19 protein-coding genes are annotated in these 25,144 nt (G+C 71.9%); 4 read left to right on the top strand and 15 right to left on the bottom strand.

The annotated features are described in order from the left end of the window. Window positions 1-70 precede the first annotated feature (70 nt). The 4 genes from ACH4D5_RS11555 to ACH4D5_RS11540 all read right to left on the bottom strand — a co-directional run bounded on the left by ACH4D5_RS11555 (window position 71) and on the right by ACH4D5_RS11540 (window position 3,961). On the bottom strand, window positions 71-826 hold the full coding sequence (locus ACH4D5_RS11555; protein ID WP_398300966.1) for an AIM24 family protein: 756 nt from the start codon (window positions 824-826) through the stop codon (window positions 71-73). 16 nt (window positions 827-842) lie between these two features. Continuing rightward, a complete protein-coding gene (locus ACH4D5_RS11550; RefSeq protein WP_362328532.1) occupies window positions 843-1,523 on the bottom strand; it encodes an AIM24 family protein in 681 nt (226 codons plus the stop codon). 11 nt (window positions 1,524-1,534) lie between these two features. Then, the gene (locus ACH4D5_RS11545) at window positions 1,535-3,220 is read right to left on the bottom strand and encodes a TerD family protein (protein WP_398300965.1); all 1,686 of its coding nucleotides are present in this window, start codon (window positions 3,218-3,220) and stop codon (window positions 1,535-1,537) included. Between the two features lie 117 nt (window positions 3,221-3,337). Continuing rightward, window positions 3,338-3,961, bottom strand: a complete 624-nt coding sequence (locus ACH4D5_RS11540) for a M48 family metallopeptidase (RefSeq protein WP_398300964.1) — start codon at window positions 3,959-3,961, stop codon at window positions 3,338-3,340. A 317-nt stretch (window positions 3,962-4,278) separates the two neighbouring features. Between ACH4D5_RS11540 and ACH4D5_RS11535 the strand changes: the two genes are divergently transcribed. Together ACH4D5_RS11535 and ACH4D5_RS11530 are read left to right on the top strand one after the other, a co-directional pair. After that, entirely contained in the window at window positions 4,279-5,412 is a 1,134-nt protein-coding gene (locus tag ACH4D5_RS11535; protein ID WP_398301440.1) for a TOMM precursor leader peptide-binding protein, read from the top strand. 41 nt (window positions 5,413-5,453) lie between these two features. Beyond that, window positions 5,454-6,851 carry an ABC1 kinase family protein gene (locus tag ACH4D5_RS11530; protein WP_398300963.1) on the top strand — a complete coding sequence of 466 codons (1,398 nt, stop codon included), beginning with the start codon at window positions 5,454-5,456 and terminating at the stop codon, window positions 6,849-6,851. A 12-nt stretch (window positions 6,852-6,863) separates the two neighbouring features. Here the strand turns inward: ACH4D5_RS11530 and ACH4D5_RS11525 are convergent, their stop codons facing one another. The 5 genes from ACH4D5_RS11525 to ACH4D5_RS11505 form a co-directional block, all read right to left on the bottom strand. After that, window positions 6,864-7,055: a hypothetical protein gene (locus ACH4D5_RS11525; RefSeq protein ID WP_398300961.1), complete on the bottom strand. Its 192-nt coding sequence runs from the start codon at window positions 7,053-7,055 to the stop codon at window positions 6,864-6,866. Between the two features lie 117 nt (window positions 7,056-7,172). Further along, window positions 7,173-7,496 carry a hypothetical protein gene (locus ACH4D5_RS11520; protein ID WP_398300959.1) on the bottom strand — a complete coding sequence of 108 codons (324 nt, stop codon included), beginning with the start codon at window positions 7,494-7,496 and terminating at the stop codon, window positions 7,173-7,175. Continuing rightward, entirely contained in the window at window positions 7,493-7,861 is a 369-nt protein-coding gene (locus ACH4D5_RS11515; protein ID WP_362996395.1) for a WhiB family transcriptional regulator, read from the bottom strand. The genes ACH4D5_RS11520 and ACH4D5_RS11515 overlap by 4 nt, the downstream gene beginning before the upstream one ends. Before the next feature lie 169 nt (window positions 7,862-8,030). Next, a complete protein-coding gene (locus ACH4D5_RS11510; RefSeq protein ID WP_398300957.1) occupies window positions 8,031-8,372 on the bottom strand; it encodes a hypothetical protein in 342 nt (113 codons plus the stop codon). 163 nt (window positions 8,373-8,535) lie between these two features. Further along, window positions 8,536-10,830 (bottom strand): ATP-dependent DNA helicase UvrD2, encoded by a 2,295-nt coding sequence (locus ACH4D5_RS11505; RefSeq protein WP_398301438.1) that lies wholly within the window; start codon window positions 10,828-10,830, stop codon window positions 8,536-8,538. 69 nt (window positions 10,831-10,899) lie between these two features. On the opposite strand from ACH4D5_RS11505, the gene ACH4D5_RS11500 reads away from it, so the two are divergent. Then, entirely contained in the window at window positions 10,900-11,142 is a 243-nt protein-coding gene (locus ACH4D5_RS11500; protein ID WP_398300955.1) for a mycoredoxin, read from the top strand. A 5-nt stretch (window positions 11,143-11,147) separates the two neighbouring features. Here ACH4D5_RS11500 and nudC read toward each other — a convergent pair whose 3' ends face one another. The 6 genes from nudC to ACH4D5_RS11470 all read right to left on the bottom strand — a co-directional run bounded on the left by nudC (window position 11,148) and on the right by ACH4D5_RS11470 (window position 22,089). Continuing rightward, window positions 11,148-12,095 carry an NAD(+) diphosphatase gene (nudC, locus tag ACH4D5_RS11495; protein ID WP_398300953.1) on the bottom strand — a complete coding sequence of 316 codons (948 nt, stop codon included), beginning with the start codon at window positions 12,093-12,095 and terminating at the stop codon, window positions 11,148-11,150. 66 nt (window positions 12,096-12,161) lie between these two features. Further along, window positions 12,162-13,565: a dipeptidase gene (locus tag ACH4D5_RS11490; protein ID WP_398300951.1), complete on the bottom strand. Its 1,404-nt coding sequence runs from the start codon at window positions 13,563-13,565 to the stop codon at window positions 12,162-12,164. 10 nt (window positions 13,566-13,575) lie between these two features. After that, window positions 13,576-17,163 (bottom strand): UvrD-helicase domain-containing protein, encoded by a 3,588-nt coding sequence (locus ACH4D5_RS11485; protein ID WP_398300949.1) that lies wholly within the window; start codon window positions 17,161-17,163, stop codon window positions 13,576-13,578. A gap of 82 nt (window positions 17,164-17,245) precedes the next feature. Continuing rightward, on the bottom strand, window positions 17,246-17,944 hold the full coding sequence (locus ACH4D5_RS11480) for a hypothetical protein (protein ID WP_398300947.1): 699 nt from the start codon (window positions 17,942-17,944) through the stop codon (window positions 17,246-17,248). 135 nt (window positions 17,945-18,079) lie between these two features. Then, complete coding sequence (locus ACH4D5_RS11475; RefSeq protein ID WP_398300946.1) at window positions 18,080-21,499, bottom strand: ATP-dependent helicase; 3,420 nt, start codon at window positions 21,497-21,499, stop codon at window positions 18,080-18,082. A gap of 167 nt (window positions 21,500-21,666) precedes the next feature. After that, window positions 21,667-22,089, bottom strand: a complete 423-nt coding sequence (locus tag ACH4D5_RS11470) for an MGMT family protein (RefSeq protein ID WP_398301436.1) — start codon at window positions 22,087-22,089, stop codon at window positions 21,667-21,669. Window positions 22,090-22,253: 164 nt separating this feature from the next. Here ACH4D5_RS11470 and ACH4D5_RS11465 point away from each other — a divergent pair, with 164 nt between their 5' ends. Further along, window positions 22,254-25,049, top strand: a complete 2,796-nt coding sequence (locus ACH4D5_RS11465; RefSeq protein ID WP_398300944.1) for a lysylphosphatidylglycerol synthase domain-containing protein — start codon at window positions 22,254-22,256, stop codon at window positions 25,047-25,049. Window positions 25,050-25,144 lie beyond the last annotated feature (95 nt).

Genomic DNA, 25,144 nt, shown 5'->3' with positions numbered 1-25,144 from the left:
GCGCGACCAGCCACATTCGGCCCGCACGTGCTCCCCGCGCCCTGTCCGCTGCTTCACCGCAGCGGAGCGCTCAGCTCCAGACGTTGCCCTGGTTCTGCCCCCGGGCCCCTTGCTGGCCCATCCCGAACTGCGCTTGGGCGCCCCGCCCGATCTCCGCGTTCTGGGGCGGCAGCATCTCGCTCGGCTGGACGAGCGCGTAGCCCTGGCCCATGAAGCTGAGCTCCCAGCCCTCGCCGGTGTTGCCGCGGCGGCGCCAGACGCCCGAGGAATGGGTCTGGGCCTGCATCTGGACGCGCAGGCCGTTGGACCAGGCGACGATCGCGTCGGCGTCCGCGTTGACGTACCGGTCGGGCGTGACCTGCAACATCAGGGGCTGGCCCGACGTCATCAGGGCGACCTTGCCGCGCCCGTTGATGTTGAGCTGGTACTTGCCGGAGCCGGAGATGCCGTACTGGCTGTCGACGGCGATGACCTGGTGGGTCAGCGACGAGTCCATCGCGAGGACGTAGCTGCTGTCCACGGTCAGGCCGTCCTGGTCGACATCCACCACATGGATGTACTGGGCGAGGTTGGCGAAGTAGACCGTGCCCTGACCGTGGCAGCGCATCAGGTCCAGGCCCTCGCCGGTGTGCGCGCGGGCCCGCTGGTTGCCCTGGCTCTGGTACTCCGCGTCGAACTCGATCAGCCCCTGGTAGGCGACCATCGCGCCCTTGCGGGCCAGGACGTCGTCGTGGCCTTCCAGGGCGACCCGCAGCAGCTGCGGGTTCTGGACGGAGTAGCGCTCCTGGGTCTGCTGTTCGGCGTGCGCGAAAAGTGGGCTCTGCATGGTGTGTTGCTCCCCCTCAGCCCCGTGCTCGGAGACGGTCGGTGCTGTCCTCGCTGGGCTGTACGACGACGATGCCCTCTCCGGAGAAGCCCATCTGGTAGGCCTCGCCGCTGCCGCGCCCGATGAGGGAGCCGGCCTTGAAGCTGCGCTTGCCCTTCACCTTGAGGTTCGGGGACCAGGCGATCAGGGCGTCCGGGTCGACGTACGTCTCGTCGTCGCCACGGCCGCAGTCGACGACGATCGGGGTGCCCCGGGACGTCAGCGCGACCCAGCCCTGGCCGGAGATCTTGATGTTCCACAGGCCCTGCCCGGCGAACTTGGCCATGCCCTTGACCCGCTCGACGCCCCACTGGAGGGACGCGTCGAAGGCGAGGAGGTTGGTGCCGTTCACCGAGAGGGAGTCGCCCGCCAGATTGATGACGACGACGTCCGCTCCGTAGTCGGCGAGGTAGAGAAGGCCGTCTCCGGAGCACTTCATCAGGGGCGCGCCCTCGCCGGTCATCCACTCGCGCGCGACCTGACGGACGGCGGGCGGATTCGGCTCGTACTGCACGAACCCTTCGTAGGCGACCATCGAGCCCACGCGCGCGAGGAGGTCGTTGCCGGTCTGCATGGCGACCTTGACCATGTGGTGGCCGTGGTTCTCCATGCGGGCGGCGACGGGTGCGGGAGCAAAGCCCGCGAGCTGCTGATTCATGACGGGCTCCCTCAGACCTCGTACGGCTGGACGACGATGAAATTGCCGGGCGCGCCACGGAACTGGAGGTTCACGCTCTCCCCCGTGGATCCCGCGTACGCGTTGCTGCGCATCCGGACCTGGCTGGAAACGATCGCCTGAGCGGCGGCCGACCAGGCGACGACGGCGTGGCAGTCGGCGAAGGTCGTCGGCGTGACGGGCAGGACGACGGGCACGCCGTGGGTCTTCACGATGACGGTGCCGGTGCCCTGGAACTGCATGACGAACAGAGCGCCGCCGGGGATGCCGTGGCCCTCGATCCTGCGCACTTCGTGCTGGAGCGTCTCGTCGAAGGCGAGGACGTTCTCCGCCGAGACGCAGATCGCGTCGCCCTGGAGTTCGATGGGGTGCAGGTGGGTGCCTTCCTCGGCGAGGAAGACCTGCCCTCGGCCCGAGCAGCGCATCAGCTGCATCTCCTGGCCGGTGGAGTTGCCCACGATGCGTCCGGCGAAGCCCGCGCCCTTGTAGCTGAACTCGACCTTGCCCTGGTAGAGCACCATGCTGCCCTGACGGGCGAGGATCGCCTGGTCGGCGACGCCCAGGTCGACGCGCACGAGCTTCTCGTTCTGCTGCGTCCAGCGCTGGCCGGTGGGGGCCTCGCGGTACTTCTGGAGTGCCGCGGCCACACCGGCGCCCTGGGGCGCCGCCGCACCCTGCGGGGCGGCGGGCTGTCCGGGGAACTGACCGCTGGGGGGCTGCTGGCCGTATCCGGGCGGGGGCATGGGGGCGGCGGGCTGCTGGCCGTATCCGGGCGGCGGGGGTGCGGTCTGGCCCGGGGCCTGGCCGAACTGCGGGGGCTGCTGGCCGGGCTGGCCGTACGGCGAGGGGGCCGACGGCGGCGGCACGGCTCCTCCCGGCGGCTGGTGCATCGGGGCCACGACGGTCTGCGCGGCGTGCACCGAGGGGTTCATGGGGGCGGGAGCCGGGGGCGGGGTGGCGCCCTGCGGGGGCGCGAAGTTCTGCGCGGGAGCGGGGGCGGGCGCCGGAGCGGGGGCAGGAGCGGGAGCGGGCGCGGGCGCCTGGGGCGGCGCGGCCGAGGCCGGGGCGCCGAACGCGGGCGGCGCCGCGGCCTGCGCGGGCGGTGCGAAGGAGGGCGCGGCGGCCTGCGGCTGCGGGGCGGCGGGCTCCTCCTCGGCGACCTCGCCGCCGAAGTTCCTCAGGAGTGCGTCGAGCCCGCCGTCGAAGCCCTGGCCGATCGCGGCGAAGCGCCAGACGTCCTTCATGTAGAAGTCGCCCAGCATGACGGCGCGCTCCGTGGAGAACTCCGCGCCGGTGAAGGCGTAGCGCGCCACTTCCTCGCCGCCCGCGACGATGCGGATGTACCCGGAGGCCACCTGCGACATCTGCCCGGCGCCGTCGATCGTCGCCGTGAACGACAGCCGCTGGATCTGCTGCGGAATGCGGTCGAGCGTGACCCGGAAGGACTCGGTGTCGCCCGCCTGGGCGCCCAGGAGCTGGATCGACTCCTCGGGGGACTTCGGCTGGTTGAAGAAGATGAAGTAACGGTCGTCCGAGAGCCGCTCGCTCGCGTCCAGGCCGAAGCAGCTGATGTCGAACGTCAGCCCCGGTGCGGAGATCTGCACGCCGACGTACAGATCGGTTCCCGCGGTGAGGTCACTGACCTTGGCCTTGTGGCCGCGTTGGAATTCCCTGGCCATACGTAACGACCGTCCCCCATCCCGAATGTGAATGCGTCGCGTCAGGCTAACCGCAAAGTCCGACAGCGGGCGAAGCCGGTACAGACCCGCTACACAACCGCGAGATCCGGCGGACGTTCACTCCTCGCGGGCGGCCGGCAGGTGGGGCAGCCGACCGGCCGCGACCACCCCTTCGAGGTAGCCCCGCGCCCGCTCGGTGCGGGGATAGGCCTCCAGGAGCCGCCAGAAACGGGGCCCGTGGCCGGGGACGAGAAGGTGGGCGAGCTCGTGGACGAGCACGTAGTCCACGACGTACTCGGGCATCCCCTGGAGCCGGTGCGAAAGGCGGATGCTGCCCTCGGCCGGGGTGCAGGAGCCCCAGCGCGTGTTCTGGTTCGTGACCCAGCGAACGGAGGCCGGCCTGGCGCGGCCGCCGAAGTACTGCTCGGACAGCCGGCCGGCGCGCGCGGCGAGCTCCGCGTCGCCGAGCAGCCGCTTGCTCTCCTGGGCCGCGAGCTTGTCGAGCATCACGTTGACCCAGCGCTGCTCTTCCGCCTCGGACATCCGGGCCGGGATGAGGACGACGGTGCGGTCGCCCTCCCGGTACGCGGAGACCGTTCTGCGGCGGCGGGCGCTCCGCCTGACCTCGACCGCGCTGGCCACCGCACCGGACGGCGACGGGCTGGTCGTGCTGCGCTGTGGAGCTCCGGCGCGACGCGCTGAGGTCTCCCCAGCGACGCGAGGGGACGGGTCGGCGGGCACGCCCCGACGTTACCCGCTGGGCATGGGGGAAGTCCCGCCTCCGGGACGGTTCGGCGCTGTTCCGCTCCCTGTGCGTTTGATTAGTACGACTGATTAGTACGACGAACACCCACCGCCTGTGGACAACGCGACGCGGGCGTCCGGTGAGGCGGGCATTCTGGCCTTCGATCGGCGCGGCGGACGGGCCCGCGACGACCGGCCGACGGGGGACGACCATGACGACAGCGATGACGGCGACGGCGACCGTGACGAGCACGACGACAGCGACGACCGTGACGAGCACGACGGCAGCGGCAGCAGCGACGGCGGTGACGGCCATGCACCCGGTCCTGAAGCCCGCGCTGCGGCGCGGCTGGCGGGACCTGAGCACCGTGCAGTTCGGGGTGGCGCCCGCGCACGCCCTGGTGCTCGGCCCGATGGACACGGCGACGAGCAGCTTTCTGACTCTTCTGGACGGCACTCGCGGGGTGCCGCTCCTGCGCGAGGAGGCCCGGCGGATGGGGCTGCCGGACGGGCACGTGGACAGACTCCTGGGCGAGCTCTCGCGGGCCGGCCTCCTCGACGACTCGACGGGCGGCGGCCCCGCGGCGGACGCGCTGCGTGAACGGGGCGAGGTCATGGACCGGCTGCGCGCCGATCTGGCCTCGCTGTCGCTCCTCTCCCCCGAGCCGGGCGACGCGATGGCCAAGGCCGCGGCGCGGCGTGCCATGCGGGTGCGGGTGCGGGGTGCCGGGCGGGTCGGCGCCGTCGTGGCCTCCGTGCTTGCGGGGGCGGGTGTCGGCCGGGTCGATGTGCTGGACGGCGGGCATGTGCAGCCGTGGGACGTCGCGCCGGGCGGCCTGCCCGCCGAGTCCGTCGGGGAGCGCAGGGACACGACCGCACGCCGGATCGTGCGCCAGTCGGCACCGGGCCGGCCACCCCGGCGGTCCACCGAGCCGGAAGGGGCGGCAGGCCTGTCCCTGGTGATCATCGCCCCGAGGGACGGCCTGGACGCGTATGCTCCCGCGCCCGCCGCCGCCGAGGAACTGCTCGCCTCCGGAATTCCCCATCTCTACGCAGGAGTGATCGAGGGGACGGGCGTCGTGGGCCCTCTGGTCCTGCCGGGGACGACCGCGTGTGCCGAGTGTCTGTTCCGGCAGCGCGCGGACCGCGATCCCACCTGGCCCCGGATGCTGGCCCAGTGGCGCTCCGGGCCCGCGCGGCAGGTGCCAGCGTGTGACCTGGCCCTGTCGACCTCGGTCGCCGGGCTGGCGGCGGGGCATGCCCTCACCTTTCTGGACAGCGGTTCATCGGCCGGGGCAGGGGTGCGCTGGACGGCCTCCGTCCCAGGATTCGAGTGGCACTCGAGCCCGATTTGGCCGCATCCATCATGCTCTTGTGGGGCCGGTGTGTCCGTTAAGGGGGATCGGCCCACCGCTGACACGAAGCCGCACGCAACAATGGCCGGGTAACCGCCTGACAAGGCGCGGCTGTCTGGGACTTGGAGGGGCGCATGTCTGATCTTCCCCGGAAGGCGGTAACCCGTACCGCCAAACTGGCCGCGCTGCCACTCGGCTTCGCGGGGCGGGCGACCTGGGGGCTCGGCAAGCGGATCGGGGGCAAGTCGGCGGAGATCGTGGGGCGCGAGCTGCAGCAGCGCACGGCAGAGCAGCTCTTCAAGGTCCTCGGCGAGCTGAAGGGCGGCGCCATGAAGTTCGGGCAGGCGCTGTCCGTCTTCGAGTCCGCGCTGCCGGAGGAGGTCGCGGGGCCGTATCGAGCGGCTCTGACGAAGCTCCAGGAGGCGGCGCCCCCGATGCCGACCCGCACCGTGCACTCCGTGCTCGAGGAGCGGCTCGGCGAGGACTGGCGGGATCTGTTCCTGGAGTTCGAGGACAAGCCGGCGGCCGCGGCGTCGATCGGGCAGGTCCACCGGGCCGTGTGGGCGGACGGCCGTGAGGTGGCGGTCAAGGTCCAGTACCCGGGGGCGGGCGAGGCGCTGCTCTCCGACCTCAACCAACTCAGCCGGTTCGCACGCCTCCTGGGGCCGCTGATTCCGGGGATGGACATCAAGCCGCTCATCGCGGAGCTGCGCGACCGCGTCTCGGAGGAGCTCGACTACGCCTTGGAGGCGCAGGCCCAGCAGGCGCACGCCGACGAGTTCGCGGACGACCCCGACGTGGTGGTGCCGCAGGTGGTGCACCAGAGCGAGCAGGTCCTGGTGACCGAGTGGATGGACGGGACGCCTCTCTCGGAGGTGATCGCCGACGGCACCAAGGAGCAGCGCGACCGGGCGGGCCAGCTGCTGGCCCGCTTCCTCTTCTCCGGTCCGACGCGCACGGGACTGCTGCATGCCGACCCGCACCCCGGCAACTTCCGCCTGCTTCCCGACGAGAAGGACGGTTACCGCCTCGGTGTCCTCGACTTCGGCACGGTCGACCGGCTGCCCGACGGGCTGCCCCCGACCATCGGCAGGTCGTTGCGGATGACGCTGGAGGGCGAGGCCGACGCCGTCTACGACATGTTGCGCGAGGAGAACTTCGTCAAGGAGTCCGTCGACCTGGAACCGCAGGCGGTGCTCGACTATCTGCTGCCGATCATTGAGCCCATGGCGGTGGACGAGTACACCTTCACCCGTGCCTGGATGCGCAAGCACGCGGCCCGGCTTGCCGATGTCCGCTCCCCCGCCTACCAGTTGGGCCGCTATCTGAACCTGCCCCCGGCGTATCTGCTCATACACCGCGTGACGGTGAGCACGATCGGGGTGCTGTGCCAGCTGGGCGCGACGGTACGGATGAGGGACGAGCTGGAGGAGTGGCTGCCCGGCTTCGTGGAGGATCCCGAGGAGATCGAGATCGCGGAGATCGAGGCGACCGAGGAGACCGAGCACGGCAGCGCGGCGGTGGAGGCCTGAGCCACGGGAGGCTCACCACCAGTCGGAGTCGAGGCGTCCTTCGATGGCTCTGATGTTCTCCCGCGCGCAGGCGTCGCAGAAGTAGTGGCGGGTGCCGTTCTCCACGGAGCAGGTCCAGGTCGGTGGCGTGCCTTCGGCGACCGTGCCGCAGCGGGAGCAGACGACGTTCGCTGTCTCCGCGGGCCGGGAGTTCTGCTGTTCCACCGGGCGACCCTATCGCCGCTTCCGGACGATCGGGGAGTACAACGCACTGCGGGGGCCGGTCCGTTCGGACCGGCCCCCGCGGGTATCTGTCATCGCGCCGAAGCGCCTGCGCGGCTCTTACTGCATGACCGCTATGGCGAGCGCGCGCCGGGCACGCAGCGAGGCGCGCTCCGCGCGGCGCTGCATACGGCGGGCCGCCACCAGACGCAAGGCCGGGCGTTGAGCCTCGGCCTCACGCAGGCGTTCGTGCATATGCGCACGAGCCATGGCTTCTGGGAAGAGTTGCATCTCTCGGGTCCTGTTCTGGCGCGAGACGTGCGCGCCGGTGGTGGTGAAGTCTGGGGTCGCGGAGCCGGCGGGCTCGCGGGTGGCTGCCTTCATCGGGGCCTGCTTCTTGGGGTCGTGCGTGAGGGGGCGGTCGATGGTTCCGGCGGTGTTCATGCGACGACCGGGTTCTTGCGCGGGCGGCCACGGGGCCGCTTCCGGGCAACCACGACGCCCTGGACGAACAGCTCACCGCCCCAGACGCCCCACGGCTCACGCCGCTCCTTGGCGCCGGCGAGGCAGGCCTCCATCAGCGGGCAGGTGCGGCAGAGGGACTTGGCGTACTCGACGTCGGCCGGGGACTCCGCGAAGAAGACCTCCGGGTCGTAGGCACGGCAGGGAACGGGTACGCCGAGGTTCTCGATGGCGTCGTCGAGCGCGGTGAGCGCGGTGAGGGGAGTCAAGGCCGGGTCCTCCGTGGGTGCGGGCGGGGGGAGCGTCTGTGAAGGCGGTACGGACGGGGCGTGCGCTTCGAGTTGCACGGTGGTGTTTTCCTCGTCTGGTCGTGCCGGCCTGGGTCGGCCGGTTGGCGGCTGGTACCGGGTCTTGCTGTCGGCCCCTTCGCTCCGTCTCCCTGTTTTGGGGAAAACAGAAGGGCCGCGGATCCCGGGTGGGGTTCCGCGGCCCTGAAGGCGCCGGTCTGATCGAGGATCAGACTGGATCACTCCAGGGTTCGAGCCCACGGAAGGCCCACATCGTGTGGTGGTGCGTCGTCTGCTTCCGGAATCCGGCACCGGCTGCCGCAAAGGCATAGGCCTGGGCCTGCGCCTCCGCTACTGCTGCTTCCGGTGCCTCGGTCGGTCGCTCATTGCCCTCATTGGCCTCGCTGACGAGAAGACCGGCGAGAGGCATGGGGGCGGACAGCGGACGCACGGCGGGGATGCCGCCGGACAGACCGGTGCCCTGGTTCGAGAAGCCGAGCAGGCAGGAAGCGACGACCGAGCGATCGGTCATTTTCGCGGTGCTGATGAAGCTCTCGTTGATGCTGATCACTGGAATTCGCCTCCTCTCGGCGTCTAGGGGATCGACCGGAACCGATCCTGCGGACTGTCAAGTACAGCACGAAACCGGGGCTTCGGAGAAGCCGCCGTTTCCGTGTTAAGAACCTATGGGTCTTCCTCGCGCATGCGCAAACTATTTTTTCGACGAGTTTGAATCATTCGTCATCGGCGCCCCTTACACGCTCCTGACCTGCACAAATGGCGAGGACATCGGCTCCGAAGCGATGAAACTTACGGACCCCGACCCCGGGGATCCGGGCCAGCTCGCCCTCGTCGTCGGGCACGGCCTCCGCGATCGCGATCAAGGTTTTGTCCGTGAAGACGCAGTAGGCAGGCTGTCCCAGGTCTCTCGCCTGGCCGGACCGCCACTCCCGCAACCGCTCGTAGAGCCCTTCGTCCATGTCGGACGGGCAGTCCTCGCACCGCAGGAGCTTCAGCTCGCCCGCGTCGGTCAGGGTGCGGCCGCAGACCCGGCAGCGGGCCGGAGCCCGGCTCTTCCGCTGCCGGCGCCCGACCGCGGTGCCGGTCCCCTCGACGCCGCCGCTGCCGCGCTCGACGCCGCCGGGCCCGCCGCCCGCGGCCCGGGCCGCCGCGCCGGCTCCGGAGCCCGGGCGCAGGCCGTCCAGGAAGCGGCTGGGGCGGCGGTTCGGACGGCCGCCCGGCGAGCGGGAGAGCGCCCAGGAGAGGGAGAGGTGGACGCGGGCGCGGGTCACCCCCACATAGAGGAGGCGGCGCTCCTCCTCGATCTGCTCATCCGTCTTGGCGTACGTGATCGGCATCATGCCTTCGGCGAGGCCCACCAGGAACACGGCGTCCCACTCCAGGCCCTTGGCCGCGTGCAGCGAGGCGAGGGTGACGCCCTCGACGGTGGGCGCGTGCTGGGCGTTCGCCCGCTCGTCGAGTTCGGCCACGAGGTCGGCGAGGGTCGCCTCCGGTCTGGACCGGGAGAAGTCCTCGGCGAGCCGCACCAGCGCGGCCAGGGACTCCCAGCGGTCGCGGACTGCCCCGGAGCCCGCGGGCGGCTCGCTCGTCCAGCCCTTGGTGGAGAGCACGGCACGCACCTGGGAGGGGAGGTCGACCACGTCGTCCAGCAACGCGTCGTTGCCCCCGAAGCGGGCCGCGCCGCGCAGGGCCGCGCCCGCTTCGCGCACCTCGGTGCGCTCGAAGAACCGCTCGGCGCCGCGGAGCTGATAGGGCACGCCCGCGTCGGCGAGCGCCTGTTCGTAGATCTCCGACTGGGAGTTCGTGCGGAAGAGGATCGCGATCTCGCTGGCGGGGACGCCGTCGGCGAGGAGGGCGCGGATGCGGCGGGCGGCGCCTTCGGCCTCGGCGGGCTCGTCCGCGTACTCCGTGTAGACCGGCTCGGTGCCGGGGTCGCGCTGGGAGATCAGCTCCAGGCGGTGGTCGGCGGCGCGGCCGCGGGCCTGGGAGAGCAGGCCGTTCGCCAGGTGGACCACCTGGGGGGTGGAGCGGTAGTCACGGACCAGCTTGACGACCGTCGCCCCTGGGTGGCGGGCGCGGAAGTTCAGCAGGTGGTCGGGGGTCGCGCCGGTGAAGGAGTAGATCGTCTGGCTGGCGTCGCCGACGACGCAGAGGTTGTCCCGGTCGCCGAGCCACAGCTCCAGGAGGCGCTGCTGGAGCGGGCTCACGTCCTGGTACTCGTCGACCACGAAGTGCTGGTACTGGGAGCGGACCTGTTCGGCGATGTCGTGCCGGTCCTGGAGGATGCCGACGGCGAGCAGCAGCACGTCCTCGAAGTCGATGACGGCGCGGTCGCGCTTGAGGTCCTCGTACGCGGCGTAGAGCTGGGCGATCTCGGCGGGGTCGCGCGGGATGTCGCGGCCCGACTTGGCGGCGGCCGCCGCATAGTCCGAGGGGACGGTCTGGGTGACCTTGGACCACTCGATCTCGCTGGTGAGGTCGCGCAGCTCATTGCGGTCGAGGCGGATGCGGCAGGCGGCGGCCGCGTCCGCGACGAGCTTGATCTTGCGGTCGACGATCCGGGGCAGCGGGCCACCGACTGCTTTCGGCCAGAAGAACTGGAGCTGGCGCAGGGCCGCGGAGTGGAACGTCCTGGCCTGGACGCCGGAGGCGCCGAGCTGGCGGAGGCGGCCGCGCATCTCGCCCGCCGCGCGGTTGGTGAAGGTGACGGCCAGCACACTGGCGGGCTGGAGCATTCCGGCGCGCACCCCATAGGCGATCCGGTGCGTGATCGCCCGCGTCTTGCCGGTGCCCGCGCCCGCCAGGACGCACACCGGCCCGTGCAGGGCGGTGGCGACCTCGCGCTGCTCCGGGTCGAGCCCGTCGAGCACCGCGTCAGGGGAGTCCGGGACCTGCGGGAAGAGGGTGGAGTGCGTTGCTGATGTCACCCAGCCAGCTTGCCAGGTCGCAGGGGGCGGGTGAGCCGGTTGTCCACAGGGATGCGTCACCGGTCGTACTAATGCGGGAATGGTGGCCGTGTCGCGTACGTTCGATCCATTGCGATGACGCACCCCGAGCAACGAAGGAGCACACGAGACATGCCGGGCACTGTGACGATGTACAGCACGACGTGGTGCGGCTACTGCCGCCGCCTCAAGGGTCAGATGGACCGTGAGGGCATTGCGTACACCGAGGTCAACATCGAGCACGACCCGGACTCCGCGGCCTTCGTCGAGAAGGCGAACGACGGAAACCAGACGGTTCCCACCGTTCTCTTCCCGGACGGCTCGACGCTCACCAACCCATCGCTGGCGCAGGTCAAGCAGAAGCTGGCCGTCTGAGCGGCTTAGCCGACGGTCCCCGGCCTCGGCAGGGGCTCGCCGTACCAGAGCTCGATCAGCCGGGCCGCAATCGAGATCCCGTAGGGAGGCAGGACCTCTCCGGACTCGAATGCGGCCCGCAGGTCTTCCCGGGAGAACCAGCGGGCCTCGTGGATCTCCTCGCCGTCGACGTTGATCTCCGATGAGGTGGCGTCGGCCATGAAGCCCAGCATCAGGCTGGAGGGGAACGGCCAGGGCTGGCTCGCGACGTACTCCACGTCGCCGACCGTGACACCCGCCTCTTCGAAGACCTCGCGCCGCACCGACTGCTCGATGGACTCCCCCGGCTCGACGAAGCCCGCGAGGGTGGAGAAGCGTCCTTCGGGCCAGTGCATCTGGCGGCCGAGGAGGATGCGGTCCTCGCTGTCCCTGACCGCCATGATCACGGCGGGGTCCGTGCGCGGGTAGTGCTCGGCGCCGCAGGCCTGGCAGCGGCGGATGTGGCCCGCCGCCGCGATGATCGTGCGCTCACCGCAGCGCGAGCAGAAGCGGTGCAGCCGCTGCCAGTTCTCCAGGGCGACGGCGTGCACCATCAGGCCCGCGTCCCGGGGGGAGAGCAGGAGCCCCGCCTCGCGCAGCCCGGCGGGGCGCGCCGACTGGTCCATGCGGCCCGGCAGGGTGTCCTTCTGGAGCGCGAAGTAGCTGACGCCGTCGTCGTCCGTGCCCAGGAAGTAGCGGTGCTCCTCGGTGAGCGGCGCTTCGAAGGACGGCGTCATCACCAGTTCGGTGTCGCCCTCGGGCGTCTCGTCGATGAGCACCTGGCCGCCGGAGACCACGAAGACCCGGGTCGTGGGGTGGCTCCAGGCGGCAGCCAGCCACGCCTCGTCCATGCGGTGGTGCGCCGCGCGGTCGATGCCGCTCTGCGCGGTCAGCGAGATGGGCCGGTCTGCGGTGCGGTCGGTCCAGGTGGTCACAGGTGCTTCCAACTCCCCCGATGGAATGGGTTGTTCGGCAGGACGGGTCCGGCGGTCCGGCGGCTCTCAGTGTGCATCGCGCCAGTTCTCCGCGAGGTCGCCCCACAGGTAGGCGGTGGTTTCGACGCCCTTGAGCAGCAGATCGATCTCGACCTTCTCGTTCGGCGCGTGCCAGCCGTCGGAGGGGACGGAGATGCCCAGGAAGAGCACGGGCGCGCCGAGGACGTCCTGGAGATCGGCGGCCGGTCCCGAGCCGCCCTCGCGCGTGAAGCGGATCTTCTGCTCGAAGGCACGGCCCATCGCCCGTACGACGGACTGCAGGGCCGGGTGGTCGAGCGGGGTCAGGCACGGGCGCGTGGCGGAGCTGAAGGTGACCGTGTGGCGGATGCCGGCCGGGACGCGGTCGGCGGCCCAGGCGCGCACGGCCTTCTCCACGTGCTCGGGGTCCTGCCCCGCGACCAGCCGGAAGGACAGCTTCACCAGGGCGGACGACGGGATGATCGTCTTGCTTCCCACGCCCTGATAGCCGCCTCCGATGCCGTTGACCTCGGCGGTGGGGCGGGCCCAGATGCGCTCCAGGGTGGTGTGCCCGGCCTCGCCGCGGGTGCCGTGGGACTTGGCCGTGCTCAGCCAGCGTCCCTCGTCGAAGGGGAGCTCGGCGAAGAGTTCCCGCTCGCGGTCGGTGAGCTCGACGATGCCTTCGTAGAAGCCGGGGATCGCCACGCGCGCGTGCTCGTCGTGGAGGGCGGCGACGAGGCGGGCGACCTCGGTGGCGGGGTTCGGCACGGCGCCGCCGAAGGATCCGGAGTGGATGTCCTGGTCGGGTCCGTGCAGCTGGATCTCGCACTCGGCGAGGCCGCGCATGCCCGTGCAGACGGTCGGGGTGTCCTCCGACCACATACCGGTGTCCGAGACGATCACCGCGTCGGCGGCGATGCGGTCCTTGTGGGCCTCGATGAGCGCGCGGAAGTGCGGGGAGCCGGACTCCTCCTCGCCCTCGACGAGCAGCTTGAGGTTGACCGCGGGCGCCGTGCGGCCGGTGGCGGCGAGGTGGGCGCGGACGCCGAGGGTGTGGAAGAAGACCTGGCCCTTGTCGTCGGCCGCCCCGCGCGCGTAGAGGCGCTTTCCCTGGACGACGGGCTCGAAGGGGTCGGTGTGCCAGCCGTCCTCGCGGGCCGCGGGCTGCACGTCGTGGTGGCCGTAGACGAGGACGGTGGGGGCCTGCGGGTCGTCGGAGGGCCACTCGGCGAAGACGGCGGGTGCCCCGGGCGTCTCCCAGACCTCCGCGGTCGGGAAGCCGGTCTCCTTGAGCGCCGCGACGAGCCAGTCCGCGCTGCGGCGCACGTCCCCGGCGTGGTCGGGCTGAGCCGACACGGACGGGATGCGCAGCCACTCGGCGAGGTCGTCGAGGAAGGCGGCACGGTGGTTCTCGATGTACGTGCGGACGGCGCTGTCCGGTGTCTCGCTCATGGTCACGAGCCTATCCGCCATCCGGGGCGGGCTCGTCCGGTGGCTCGTCACCCGGGACGCCGGCCGGCTCCTCCAGGAGGAGGCGCTCCAGCCTGGCGCGGCCCGGGAGGTCCCTCGGGCGGGCGACCTCCCCGCTGCGTACGTAGAGGAAGGCGGCCTTGACCGACTCCAGGGGGACGCCCTGCTGCTCGGCCCAGGCGAGGCGGTACACGGCGAGCTGGAGGGGGTCGGCGGTGCGGGTGCGGCTGGTCTTCCAGTCGACGATCTCGTACGTCGTGTCCGCGCCGTCACCTTCCTTGTAGACGGCGTCGATGCGGCCCCTGATGACGCGGCCCGCGATCACGAACTGGAAGGGGACCTCGACGCGGTAGGGCGCGCGGTGGGCGTACTCGGTGCGCTCGAACGCCTCCTTGAGGGCTTCCAAGTCCCGCTCGTCGGCGATCTCGGCCTCGTCCGGGCCACCGCCCGGCAGGTCCTCCGGGAAGTGCATCGGCAGGGTGAGCTCTTCGAAGCGGGACTCGATCCAGGCGTGGAAGCGGGTGCCGCGGCGGGCGGCGGGCTGCGGCGGACGCGGCATGGGGCGGGCGAGGTCCCGCGCGAAGCCCTCGGGGTCGGCGGCCAGGCGCATCAGCTCGGACGCGGTGAGCGAGGGCGGCACGGGGATGTCCCTGACCGCTTCGCGGGCGCGCAGGAGCTCTCCGGTCAGGGCGTCCAGATCGCGGTCCCAGGAGGCGAGAGTGCGTGCCTCTTCCGGGGTGAGGCGGGGGCCCGGCTCCTCCGGGGCGGGGCGGCTGTCCGGGACGCGGTCGGCGGGGTGCGGGCGGGCGTCGGGCGCGGGGGCGGGGTGCGGCACGCGTGCGTGGCCGTCCCCGCCCGGTGAGTCCGCGGGGTGCGGGGCCGTCGGGCGCTCGGTGGCCAGCGAGTCCCAGTCCGCCGGGTCGGCGTCGGGGTGGCCGAGGTCTTCGTAGGGAGGTTCGTCGTCCTCCGGAGGGGGTGGCCAGTCGGGGTTTTCGGCCGGGGGCACGTCGTCGTGCGCCGACGGGTGGGTCTGTTCATGGGAGCGGGCGGGCTCCGGTGCGCCCTCTCCCGTCAGGCGGTCCAGGTGGGCGAGGACCGTCTGTGCGGCGGCGCGGCGGCGGGCCAGGGAGGCGTCGTCCAGCGGAAGGGGCCATGCCTGGTCGGCCGTCGCCTCGTGGAGGGCGGGGTTCTCCTCGTCCTCGGCCGGCGCGTCCGCCCAGGCCTCGATCTCGCCATGGCCGGCCGCGCAGTGGTCGTGCAGGGCCTGGAGGAAGTCCGAGGGGCCGCGCGGCTTCTTCTGGGAGGGCCCCCACCAGTGGCCGGAGCCGAGCAGCAGGGAGCGGGGGCGGGTGAAGGTCACGTAGCCGAGGCGGAGCTCCTCGGTGCGCTGGTGGTCCTTCATCGCTTCGTGGAAGGCCTTCATGCCCTTGGCGTCCCACGCGTCGACGTCGGGCAGCGTGGCCGCGTCGCCGCGCAGTTCGTGAGGCACCACCTTGGCCTGCGCGGTCCACTTCTCGCGGCCCTGGGCGCTCGGGAAGGTGCCGGTGACGAGGCCGGGGACGGCGACGACATCCCACTCCAGGCCTTTGGACTTGTGGGCGGTGAGCACCTTGACGGTGTTCTCGCCGCCCGGCAGGGCGTTGTCGAGGCCCTTCTCGTACTGCGCGGCGGTGCGCAGGAAGCCGAGGAAAGCGAGGAGTGACGCACCGCTGTCGTTCGCCGCGAAGGAGGCGGCGACGTCCAGGAAGTTCGACAGGGTCTCGCGGCGGCGGGCCGCCAGGGCGCCGGGCGACGCGGAGAGCTCGACCTCCAGGCCGGTCACGGCGAGCACGCGGTGCAGCACGTCCATCAGCGGGTCGGCCAGTGACCGGCGCAGCTCGCGCAGTTCCGCGGCGAGGCGGGCGAAGCGCACCCTGGCCTCCGCCGAGAAGGGCAGTCCGTCGTCCCGTCCAGAGGTGTCGTCCGGGTCGAGGGGGGACTCCAGGAACGTGTCCAGCGCGTCCGCGAGCGATATCACCTCGGCCGGGTCGACTCCCTCGACGGCTTCGGCGAGGCGGCGGTCCGGGTCGTCGGGAGCGGTGTGCCCGGGGCGGACGAGGAGGCGGGCCCTGCGGCCGAGGAGGGCGAGGTCGCGGGCGCCGATGCGCCAGCGCGGGCCGGTCAGGAGCCGCACCAGGGAGGCGTTCGCCCCCGGGTCCTGGAGGACTTCGCAGACGGCGACGAGGTCGGCGACCTCGGGGAGGTGCAGCAGTCCGGAGAGGCCGACGACCTCCACCGGGATGTCGCGGGCGACCAGCGCGGACTGGATCTCGGCGAAGTCCGTGGCCGTGCGGCACAGGACGGCGATCTCGCCGGGCGCCTTGCCGGTGCGGACGAGGTGGCCTATCGAGTCGGCGAGCCAGTTGATCTCCTCGGCGTGCGTGCGCAGCAGGGCGCAGCGCACCACGCCGTCGCGCTCGGCGCCCGGCGCGGGCCGGAGGGCCTCCACGCCCGCGTGCATGGCGCGCAGGGGCTCCGCGAGGCCGTTGGCGAGGTCGAGGAGGCGGCCGCCGCTGCGGCGGTTCTCGCTGAGCGCGTGGCGGGTGGCGGGGTGCCCGTCGGCGTACGCGAAGTGCTCGGGGAAGTCGTCGAGGTTCGCCACGGAGGCGCCGCGCCAGCCGTAGATGGCCTGGCAGGGGTCGCCGACCGCGGTCACCGGGTGGCCCGTGCCGCCGCCGAACAGGCCGGACAGGAGGATGCGCTGGGCGACCGACGTGTCCTGGTACTCGTCGAGGAGGACGACGCGGAACTCGTCCCGGAGGATCTCGCCGACCTCCGGGCGGGTGCGGGCCAGCGTCGCGGAGAGGGCGATCTGGTCGCCGAAGTCGAGGAGGTCGCGGGAGCGCTTGGCCGCGCGGTAGTGGCCGACGAGCTCGGCCAGTTCGAGCCGGGCCGCGGCCGCCTCGGGGACCTTGCGCAGGTCGGGGTTGGTGAGCTTGGCGCCTTCCAGGGCGCGCAGCAGCTCGGTGTCGTGCGCGCGGAGTCGCTCGGGCCGCACGAGATGCTCGGCGAGCTCGCTGTCGAGGGCGAGGAGGTCGCTGACGAGGTCGGGGAAGGACCGGGTCAGCGCGGGATAGGGGCCGGGGGCCTCGCGCAGCACGCGCGCGGCGAGCTGGAAGCGGGTGGCGTCGGCGAGGAGGCGGGAGGTCGGCTCCAGGCCGATGCGCAGGCCGTGGTCGGTCAGGAGGCGGCCCGCGAAGGCGTGGTACGTCGAGATGACCGGCTCGCCCGGCGGGTTGTCCGGGTCGACCGTGTCGGGGTCGGTGACGCCCGCTCTGATCAGCGCCTGGCGCACGCGCTCGGCGAGCTCCCCCGCCGCCTTGTTCGTGAACGTCAGGCCGAGGACCTGCTCGGGGGCGACCTGGCCGGTGCCGACCAGCCACACGACGCGGGCCGCCATCACCGTCGTCTTCCCCGAGCCCGCTCCGGCCACGATCACCTGCGGGGCGGGCGGCGCGGTGATGCAGGCCGTCTGCTCCGGGGTGAACGGGATGCCGAGGAGCTCTTTGAGCTGCTCGGGGTCGGTGATGCGAGGTGACACGTCAGAGAGGCTAGCGGTGGCCACTGACATCCGGGGCGGACCCGGACGCGGGTGGCCACCGCGCGCTCATGGGATGCGCGGGTCAGGAACCGGCGGAGAGCTTCTTCGGGTCGACGACGTCCTTGGCCGGCGGGGCCTTGACGTCGACGGGCTTGCCGTAGCCGCCGAAGGTCACCGAACCCGGGTCCTCGCTGCCCTTGTTCTCGACCTTCAGGAAGTAGGGCTTGCCTTCCATGGCGACGTAGAAGGTGGTGGTCTCCTTGCCCTTCTTCTGGGTGAGGACGGCGGCCTTCTTGCCGTCGACCTCGGCGTCGTCCTCACGCTTCAGGTTCTTGAGCTTGTCGGACTTGAACATGTCGTCCGGGTTGCAGACGCTGTCCTCCTTGCCGGGGGACTTCACCCAGCGGCCCTTGAGGAGTTCGGCCGTGCCGCCGCCGCCCTTGCCCTCCCAGAACTTGTCGTCGGCCTTGACGTACGAGGTCGTCCCGACGGAGAGGAACTCGGCGGTGCCCGACTTCGGCGAGCCCATCGTGCCCTTGCAGTCGCCGGACTCGGCGACGGCGAACTCGATGTTGTTCACCTCGCCGTCCTTCTTCGTCTGGCCCTTCATCGTGAAGGAACCGGCGTCCTTGGAAGCCTTGGAGGCCTTGTCGGCGATCTTGTCGGCGCTCATCCCGTCGAAGGGGTCCTTGTCGCCGCCGTCGCCGCCGCAGCCGGTGACGCCGATGACGGCGGCGGCACACGCCGCGGCCACGGCCAGGAGCTTCCGGTTGGCTGCCATATACGTGCATCTCCTCGAAAAGGTGCACCCTCAGCCGGTGCACAGCATGTCTTTACGGAGACTTTAGATTGCTCCCGGGACTGCTATGCCCTCGGGTGACGCGACGTGACAATGACCACGGGTGCGACGGCCGGGTCACTCCACCACATGACGGCCCTCCGGGCGTGCGCTGCACGAGGCGCGGAAGGCGCAGTGCGTGCAGTGCTGGCCCGTGGTGGGCGTGAAGCGTTCGTCGAGGACCTTGCCCGCGGCCGTCGCGAGGAGGTCGCCGATCCACTCTCCGGAGAGGGCCTCCTGGGCCTGCACCTTGGGGAGGGCGTCACCGCCGTTCTTCTTGGCGGCGGCCTGGCGCAGCTGCACCAGTTCGGCGCCGCCCGGTTCGGGGCGTACTCCTTCGAAGAGCTCGTCCGCGGCGCCCTCGCGGACCGCCAGCTGGTAGACGGCGAGCTGCGGGTGGCGGGCGACCTCGGCGGCGGTCGGGGAGTGCTTGCCGGTCTTGAAGTCGACTACGTAGGCACGGCCTTCCGCGTCCTGTTCAACGCGGTCCATGGAGCCTCGTACGCGCACTTCGTAAGGACCGGCTTCCAGGGTCACGTCGAAGTCGTGCTCGCTGGCGACGGGGGTGCGGCTCGCACGGTCCATCACATGCCACTGCAGGAAGCGCTCGAGCGCCACGCGCGCGTGCTCCTTCTCCTGCGCCGACTTCCAGGGCGCGTCGAACGCGAGCGCGTCCCACACCGAGTCGAGGCGCTCCATGAGGACGGCGAGGTCGGCGGGGGTGCGCCCGGAGGCCACCTCGTCGGCCAGGACGTGCACCACGTTGCCGAAGCCCTGGGCGGCGGTCGCGGGGGCGTCCGCCTTCACCTCGCGGCCGAGGAACCACTGCAGGGAGCAGGTGTTGGCGAGCTGGTCGAGCGCGCTGCCGGAGAGCACGACGGGCTTGTCTCGGTCCCTCAGGGGGACCTCGCTCGCCGTCGGTTCGTACATGCCCCACCAGCGGTAGGGGTGCGCGGCCGGCACCAGCGGGCGGCCGTCGGCGTCGCTGAGCGCCGCGAGGCGGGCCAGGCGCTGGGCCGCCGCCTCACGCAGGGTCTCGGAGACCCGGGGGTCGACCGTGGTGGCGCGCAGCTCGGCGACGAGTGCGGCGACGGAGAGGGGGCGGCGCGGGCGGCCTGTTATGTCCTTCGGCTCGACGCCGAGTTCGGTGAGGAAGCGGGACGGCTGGTCGCCGTCGTCCGCCGGCGCCTTCACCGCGGTCACGACGAGGCGTTCACGCGCGCGCGTGGCGGCCACGTAGAACAAGCGGCGTTCTTCGGAGAGGAGCGCCCCGGGCGTGAGCGGTTCGGCGAGGCCGTCGCGGCCGATGCGGTCGGCCTCCAGGAGCGACCCGCGGCGGCGCAGGTCGGGCCAGAGGCCTTCCTGGACACCCGCGACCACGACGAGCCGCCACTCCAGGCCCTTGGAGCGGTGCGCCGTCATCAGCCGTACGGCGTCGGGGCGGGCCGCCCGGCGCGTGAGGGTGTCCGCGGCGATGTCCTGTGCCTCGGTCTCCTCCAGGAAGTTCAGGGCGCCGCGTCCGCCCGTGCGCTCCTCCGCGCGGGCCGCCGCGGCGAACAGGGCGCACACCGCGTCCAGGTCGCGGTCGGCGTTCCGGCCGGCCGCGCCGCCGCGGCGCGCGGTGCGCTCCAGGCGCGTGGGCCAGGGCGTGCCGTCCCACAGCTCCCACAGCGCCTCCTCGGCGGTGCCGCCGCCCGCGAGCCGCTCACGGGCCTTGCGGAGCAGCGCGCCGAGCCGCTGGGCCCCTCGGGCGTACGTCGGGTCGTGCGCGACGAGCCGCTCCGGCTCGGCGAGGGCGCGGGCGAGGAGTACGTCGGAGGGCGGCGGCAGGTGGTTGCCTGCCTCACGCTCCTCCTCGCGCAGGGCGCGGCCCAGGCGCCGCAGGTCGGCGGCGTCCATCCCGGCCAGGGGGGACGTGAGAAGGGCGAGGGCGGTCTCGGTGTCGAGCCAGGCGGGGGTGGTGGTTTCCGCGCCCTCCCGAGCACCCGTCTCTCCATCGGCATCAGCCGTATCAGCCGTCTCCGGAGTGACCGCCCCCGAATCAGCCGTCTCCGAAGCAGCCACCGCAGCCACCTCCGAATCAGCCGTCTCCGAAACGACCGCCGTGGCCACCACCCGCAGCGCCGTCAGCAACGGCGTCACCGCCGGCTCGTGGCGCAGGGCGATGTCGTCGCCGTCGATCTCCAGGGGGACACCGGCCGCACTGAGGCTGCGACGCACCGCGGGGATCGTGCGGGCGCCCGCACGGACCAGGACCGCCATCTCTCCCCAGGGGACCCCGTCCTCCAGGTGCGCGCGGCGCAGGATGTCCGCGATGTTGTCGAGCTCCGTGCCGGCCGTCGGGTACGTGTACACCTCGACGCGGCCGCCGTCCCTGACCGGCGAAAGCTCCCGGTGGGCCCGCACCTTCTCCGCGGGCAACCGGGTCAGCGGCATGCGCCGGGTGAGCAGCCGGGTGGCCGCGAGGAGCTGCGCGCCCGACCTGCGGGACGTCGTCAGGACCTCGACCGGCGCCGGGCTGCCGTCCGCGCGCGGGAAGTCGTGCGGGAACTCCAGGATGCCGTTCACATCGGCGCCCCGGAAGGTGTAGATCGACTGGTCCGGGTCGCCGAAGGCGACGAGGGTGCGTCCGCCGCCGGCCAGCGCGTGCAGCAGCCGTACCTGGGCCGGGTCGGTGTCCTGGTACTCGTCCACGAAGACCGCGTCGTACTGCGCGCCGAGCGCCCGCGCCACCTCGGGACGGTGCGCGAGCAGCACCGCGCGGTGCACCAGTTCCGCGTAGTCGAGGACTCCTTGCAGGTCGAGTACGTCCAGGTACTCGGCGAGGAAGGCCGCCGCCGCGCCCCAGTCGGGCCGTCCGCTGCGGCGGGCGAAGGCGTCCAGGGCGTCCGGGCCGAGGCCAAGCTCACGGCTGCGGGCGAGGACCGCGCGGACCTCGTCGGCGAAGCCGCGGGTGGTGAGGCAGGCGCGCAGCTCGTCCGGCCAGCGGATGTGGCCGTGGCCCTCCTGCGCAAGGTCGATCTGGCCCGCGAGCAGTTCGCGGACCGCCACGTCCTGTTCGGGTCCGGACAGGAGCCGCAGCGGCTCCTGGAACAGCTCGGCGTCCTGGTGGGCGCGGACGAGGGCGTAGCAGAAGGAGTGGAACGTGGTGGCCTGCGGGGCGTTCGCCGCGCCTATGCGCAGCGCCATGCGGTCGCGCAGCTCCACCGCGGCCTTGCGGCTGAAGGTGAGCACCAGGATCCGCGCGGGGTCGCCGCCCTCGGCGACACGCGCGGCGACGGCCTCCACAAGGGTGGTCGTCTTGCCCGTGCCGGGCCCCGCCAGGACCAGCAGCGGTCCATGCTTGTGGTCAACCACACCCCGCTGACCTGCGTCCAAGCGAGGGGGATCCAACGGGGCCGGCGGTGTGCGCACCAGTCGGTAGACGTCCCGGGTCCCCTGTCGTACCTGGTGGTGCGACGGGTGCCGGATGTGCCGAGTGGAAGAGGGGGAGCTCACGTGGGTCGCCGGTCCTGGTGGGTGTGCTGGTCGATGGGCGGCCGCGCGGTGGCCGCCGGGTGAAGGGGACGCGTGCTGTCGACGCTACGCCAGTGGGCGCGGAGGACGCGTGGCTTCCCCCGTACGGGCCACCGGTCCCCCGCCGTGCCGGCGGATGCCGGAAGCTGTCAGGTGTGAGCCTCCGGAGCCGGCGGACCTTGCGGGCCCGTGTGCCCCACAGCGTCCCCACCACCCGCAGCGCTGTCAGCCGCGCCTTCCGGGCCGCCGTCCCACCGGGCCCGCCGCATGTCGAGCTTCGGGACATGCCCCTGGGCGGCGCGCGACGCCTGGCGCAGCGGTGTGCCCTCCTCGTGGTACCGCTCCAGGGCCCGCAGCTCGTGCCCGGGCAGCAGCACGCCGTCCGAGCGCACCACGCGCCACCACGGAACGCCTCCTCCGTAGAGGGCCATCACGCGTCCGACCTGTCGCGGGCCGCCCTCCTCCAGCCACTCGGCCACGTCTCCGTAGGTCATCACCCGACCCGGAGGGATCAGTTCCGCGACCTCGAGGACCCGTTCCGCGTACTCCGGCAACTCGCTCATCCGGACCATCCTGCCGTACCCCACCGACATGGTGACGGGCCCGGCACAGAGCGTGCCGTGGCCTGCGCGGCACGGCGCAAAGTGTCGTTTCGTGACCACTTCGCAGCCTCGCGTTGCCCCCTGATGCCTCCCTCCACGAGCAGGACATGCCACCATCGTGCGGGCGGTGACTGGTGATACGAGATCAAGAAGAGACGACGGAGCGGCAGGGCGTGCATCCCGATGAGAAGGCGGGCACCTCTGCGTCCGAGTCACACCCGGACACCGGTGAACCCGCATTGACCAGCGAGAACGAGCAAAAGCAGGACGTCGAGAACGACGCGGGCCACGGCCTCGGCCAGGGGTCCGACTGCGCCGAATCCGGGGCGCACACCGACCGCGTCGCCGGGGACGAACCGCTCCTCGCCGCGCGCGTGCACCGCCCCTCCGACCTCATGCGGCTCCTCGTCGGCGTCCTCGCCATCGCGGTGCTCCTGGCCATCGCCGCGTTCGCACATGGCACGACGTCCGGGCTCGAACAGGACATCGACAAGGGCACGGAGCAGGCGCCCGATCTGCTGATCAAGGTCGCGGGCCTGGTCGCCAGCATCGGTGTGCTGCTCGTCCCTGTCGCGTTCGCGATCGAACGGCTGATCAAACGGGACGGGCTCCGCATCGCGGACGGCGTGCTGGCCGCCGTGCTCGCGCACGGTGTGACGCTGGCCACGGACCTCTGGGTCGCGAAGGCCGCCCCCGGCTCCATCCAGGACGCGCTGACCAAGCCGTCCCCGGCGGACCTCCACGCGTTCACCGATCCGGTGCACGGCTATCTCGCGCCCGTCATCGCGTACATGACGGCCGTGGGCATGTCCCGCAGGCCGCGCTGGCGCCTGGTGCTGTTCGTGGTGCTGCTGCTCGACGCGTTCACGATGCTCGTGACCGGCTACACGACGCCGTTCTCGATCATCCTCACGGTGCTCATCGGCTGGGCCGTGGCGTACGGAACGCTCTACGCGGTCGGCTCGCCGAACGTACGGCCGACCGGGCAGACCCTGCTCGTGGGCCTGCGGCACGTCGGCTTCCACCCCGTGAGCGCCGCCCGCGAGGAGGCACCGGACAGCGAGCACGGCGACCGCGGCCGCCGCTATTTCGTCACCCTGGAGGACGGCCCGCCCCTGGACGTCACGGTCATCGACCGTGAGCAGCAGGCGCAGGGCTTCTTCTACCGCGTCTGGCGCAGGCTCACCCTGCGGGGCATCACCCAGCGGCGCAGCCTGCAATCGCTGCGCCAGGCCCTGGAGCAGGAGGCCCTGCTCGCGTACGCGGCCATCGCGGCCGGTGCGAACGCGCCCAAGCTGATCGCCACCTCCGAGCTCGGCCCCGACGCCGTGATGCTCGTCTACGAGCACACGGGCGGCCGCTCCCTGGACTCCCTGCCGGACGAGGCCATCACCGACGAACTGCTGTGCGAAACCTGGCGGCAGGTGCAGGCGCTGCAGTCCCGCCGTATCGCGCACCGCAGACTCGCGGGCGACGCGATTCTGGTGGATCGTTCCGGCACCGTGATCCTCACGGATCTGCGCGGCGGCGAGATCGCCGCGGGCGACCTGGTCCTGCGCATCGACATCGCCCAGCTCCTGACCGCCCTCGGCCTGCGGGTGGGCGCCGAGCGCGCGGTCGCCGCCGCCGTCGAGATCCTCGGCCCGGACGCGGTGGCCGACTGCCTGCCGCTGCTCCAGCCCATCGCCCTCACCCGCTCCACCCGCTCCACGCTGGCCAGGCTGGCCAGGGAGCGGTCACAGCGCGAGCGCGAGGCCGTCCTGGAGGCCTCCCGCAAGTCCCGGCAGAGCGTGCGCGCGCAGGTGGCCGCGGACGGCCGGACGGACAAGCAGGCCCAGAAGCAGGAGAAGCAGGCGGCCAAGCAGGAGCGGCAGGCCGAGAAACAGGCCATAGACGACGCCCTGGAGCAGGCCCGCGAGGAGGATCTGCTCACCCAGATCCGGCACCAGGTGCTGCTCATCCGCCCGACGGCACCGGTCGAGCCCGCGCAGCTGGAGCGGATCAGGCCGCGCACTCTGATCAGTTTCATCGCCGGTGCCATCGGCGCGTACTTCCTGCTGTCGCAGCTCACGCACGTCGAATTCGGCACCCTCTTCCAGGAGGCCGAGTGGGGCTGGGTGGCGGCGGCCGTGGGCTTCTCCGCGCTGAGCTACTTCGCGGCGGCGATGAGTCTGCTCGGCTTCGTGCCGGAGCGGGTGCCGTTCCTGCGGGCGGTGGCGGCGCAGGTCGCCGGCTCGTTCGTGAAGATCGTGGCGCCCGCGGCGGTCGGCGGTGTCGCGCTGAACACCCGGTTCCTGCAGCGGTCCGGAGTGCGCTCGGGGCTCGCGGTGGCGAGCGTCGGCGCCTCGCAGCTCTTCGGGCTCGGTTCACACATCCTGCTGCTGCTGGTCTTCGGCTATCTGACGGGGACGGAGAAAACGCCGTCGTTCACGCCGTCCCGCACCGTCATCGCAGGGCTGCTGTCGGTCGCGGTGCTGGTCCTCGTGGTGACGGCCATCCCGTTCCTGCGAAAATTCGTCGTCACGCGCGTGAGGTCGCTTTTCGCCGGTGTCGTGCCGCGCATGCTGGACGTGCTGCAGCGGCCGCAGAAGCTGCTCACCGGCATCGGCGGGATGCTGCTGCTCACCCTGATGTTCGTGCTCTGTCTGGACGCTTCGGTGCGGGCCTTCGGCAACGAACAGATGACGTCGCTGAGCCTCGCCAGCGTCGCGGTCGTCTTCCTCGCGGGCAACGCCCTGGGATCGGCGGCACCGACGCCCGGCGGTGTGGGCGCGGTCGAGGCGACCCTGACCCTCGGCCTGATCGCGGTGGGTGTGCCCAAGGACGTGGCGGCGCCCGCGGTGCTGCTCTACCGGCTCCTGACGCTGTGGCTGCCGGTGCTCCCGGGGTGGCTGTTCTTCAACCACCTGACAAGGAAGGGACTGCTCTGAGGCGTCTCTGAGGCGCCTTGAGGCATGTCGGGGGCTCCGGGCCTGTGGCCGATTTCTCACCCACACGGCCCGCGCCCCGAGCGTCCCGTCGGGTC

The organism is Streptomyces sp. NPDC018029 (assembly GCF_044327655.1).
In the GTDB taxonomy this organism is placed as follows: Bacteria; Actinomycetota; Actinomycetes; order Streptomycetales; family Streptomycetaceae; genus Streptomyces.
This window is presented reverse-complemented; position numbering and strand designations above follow the sequence as displayed.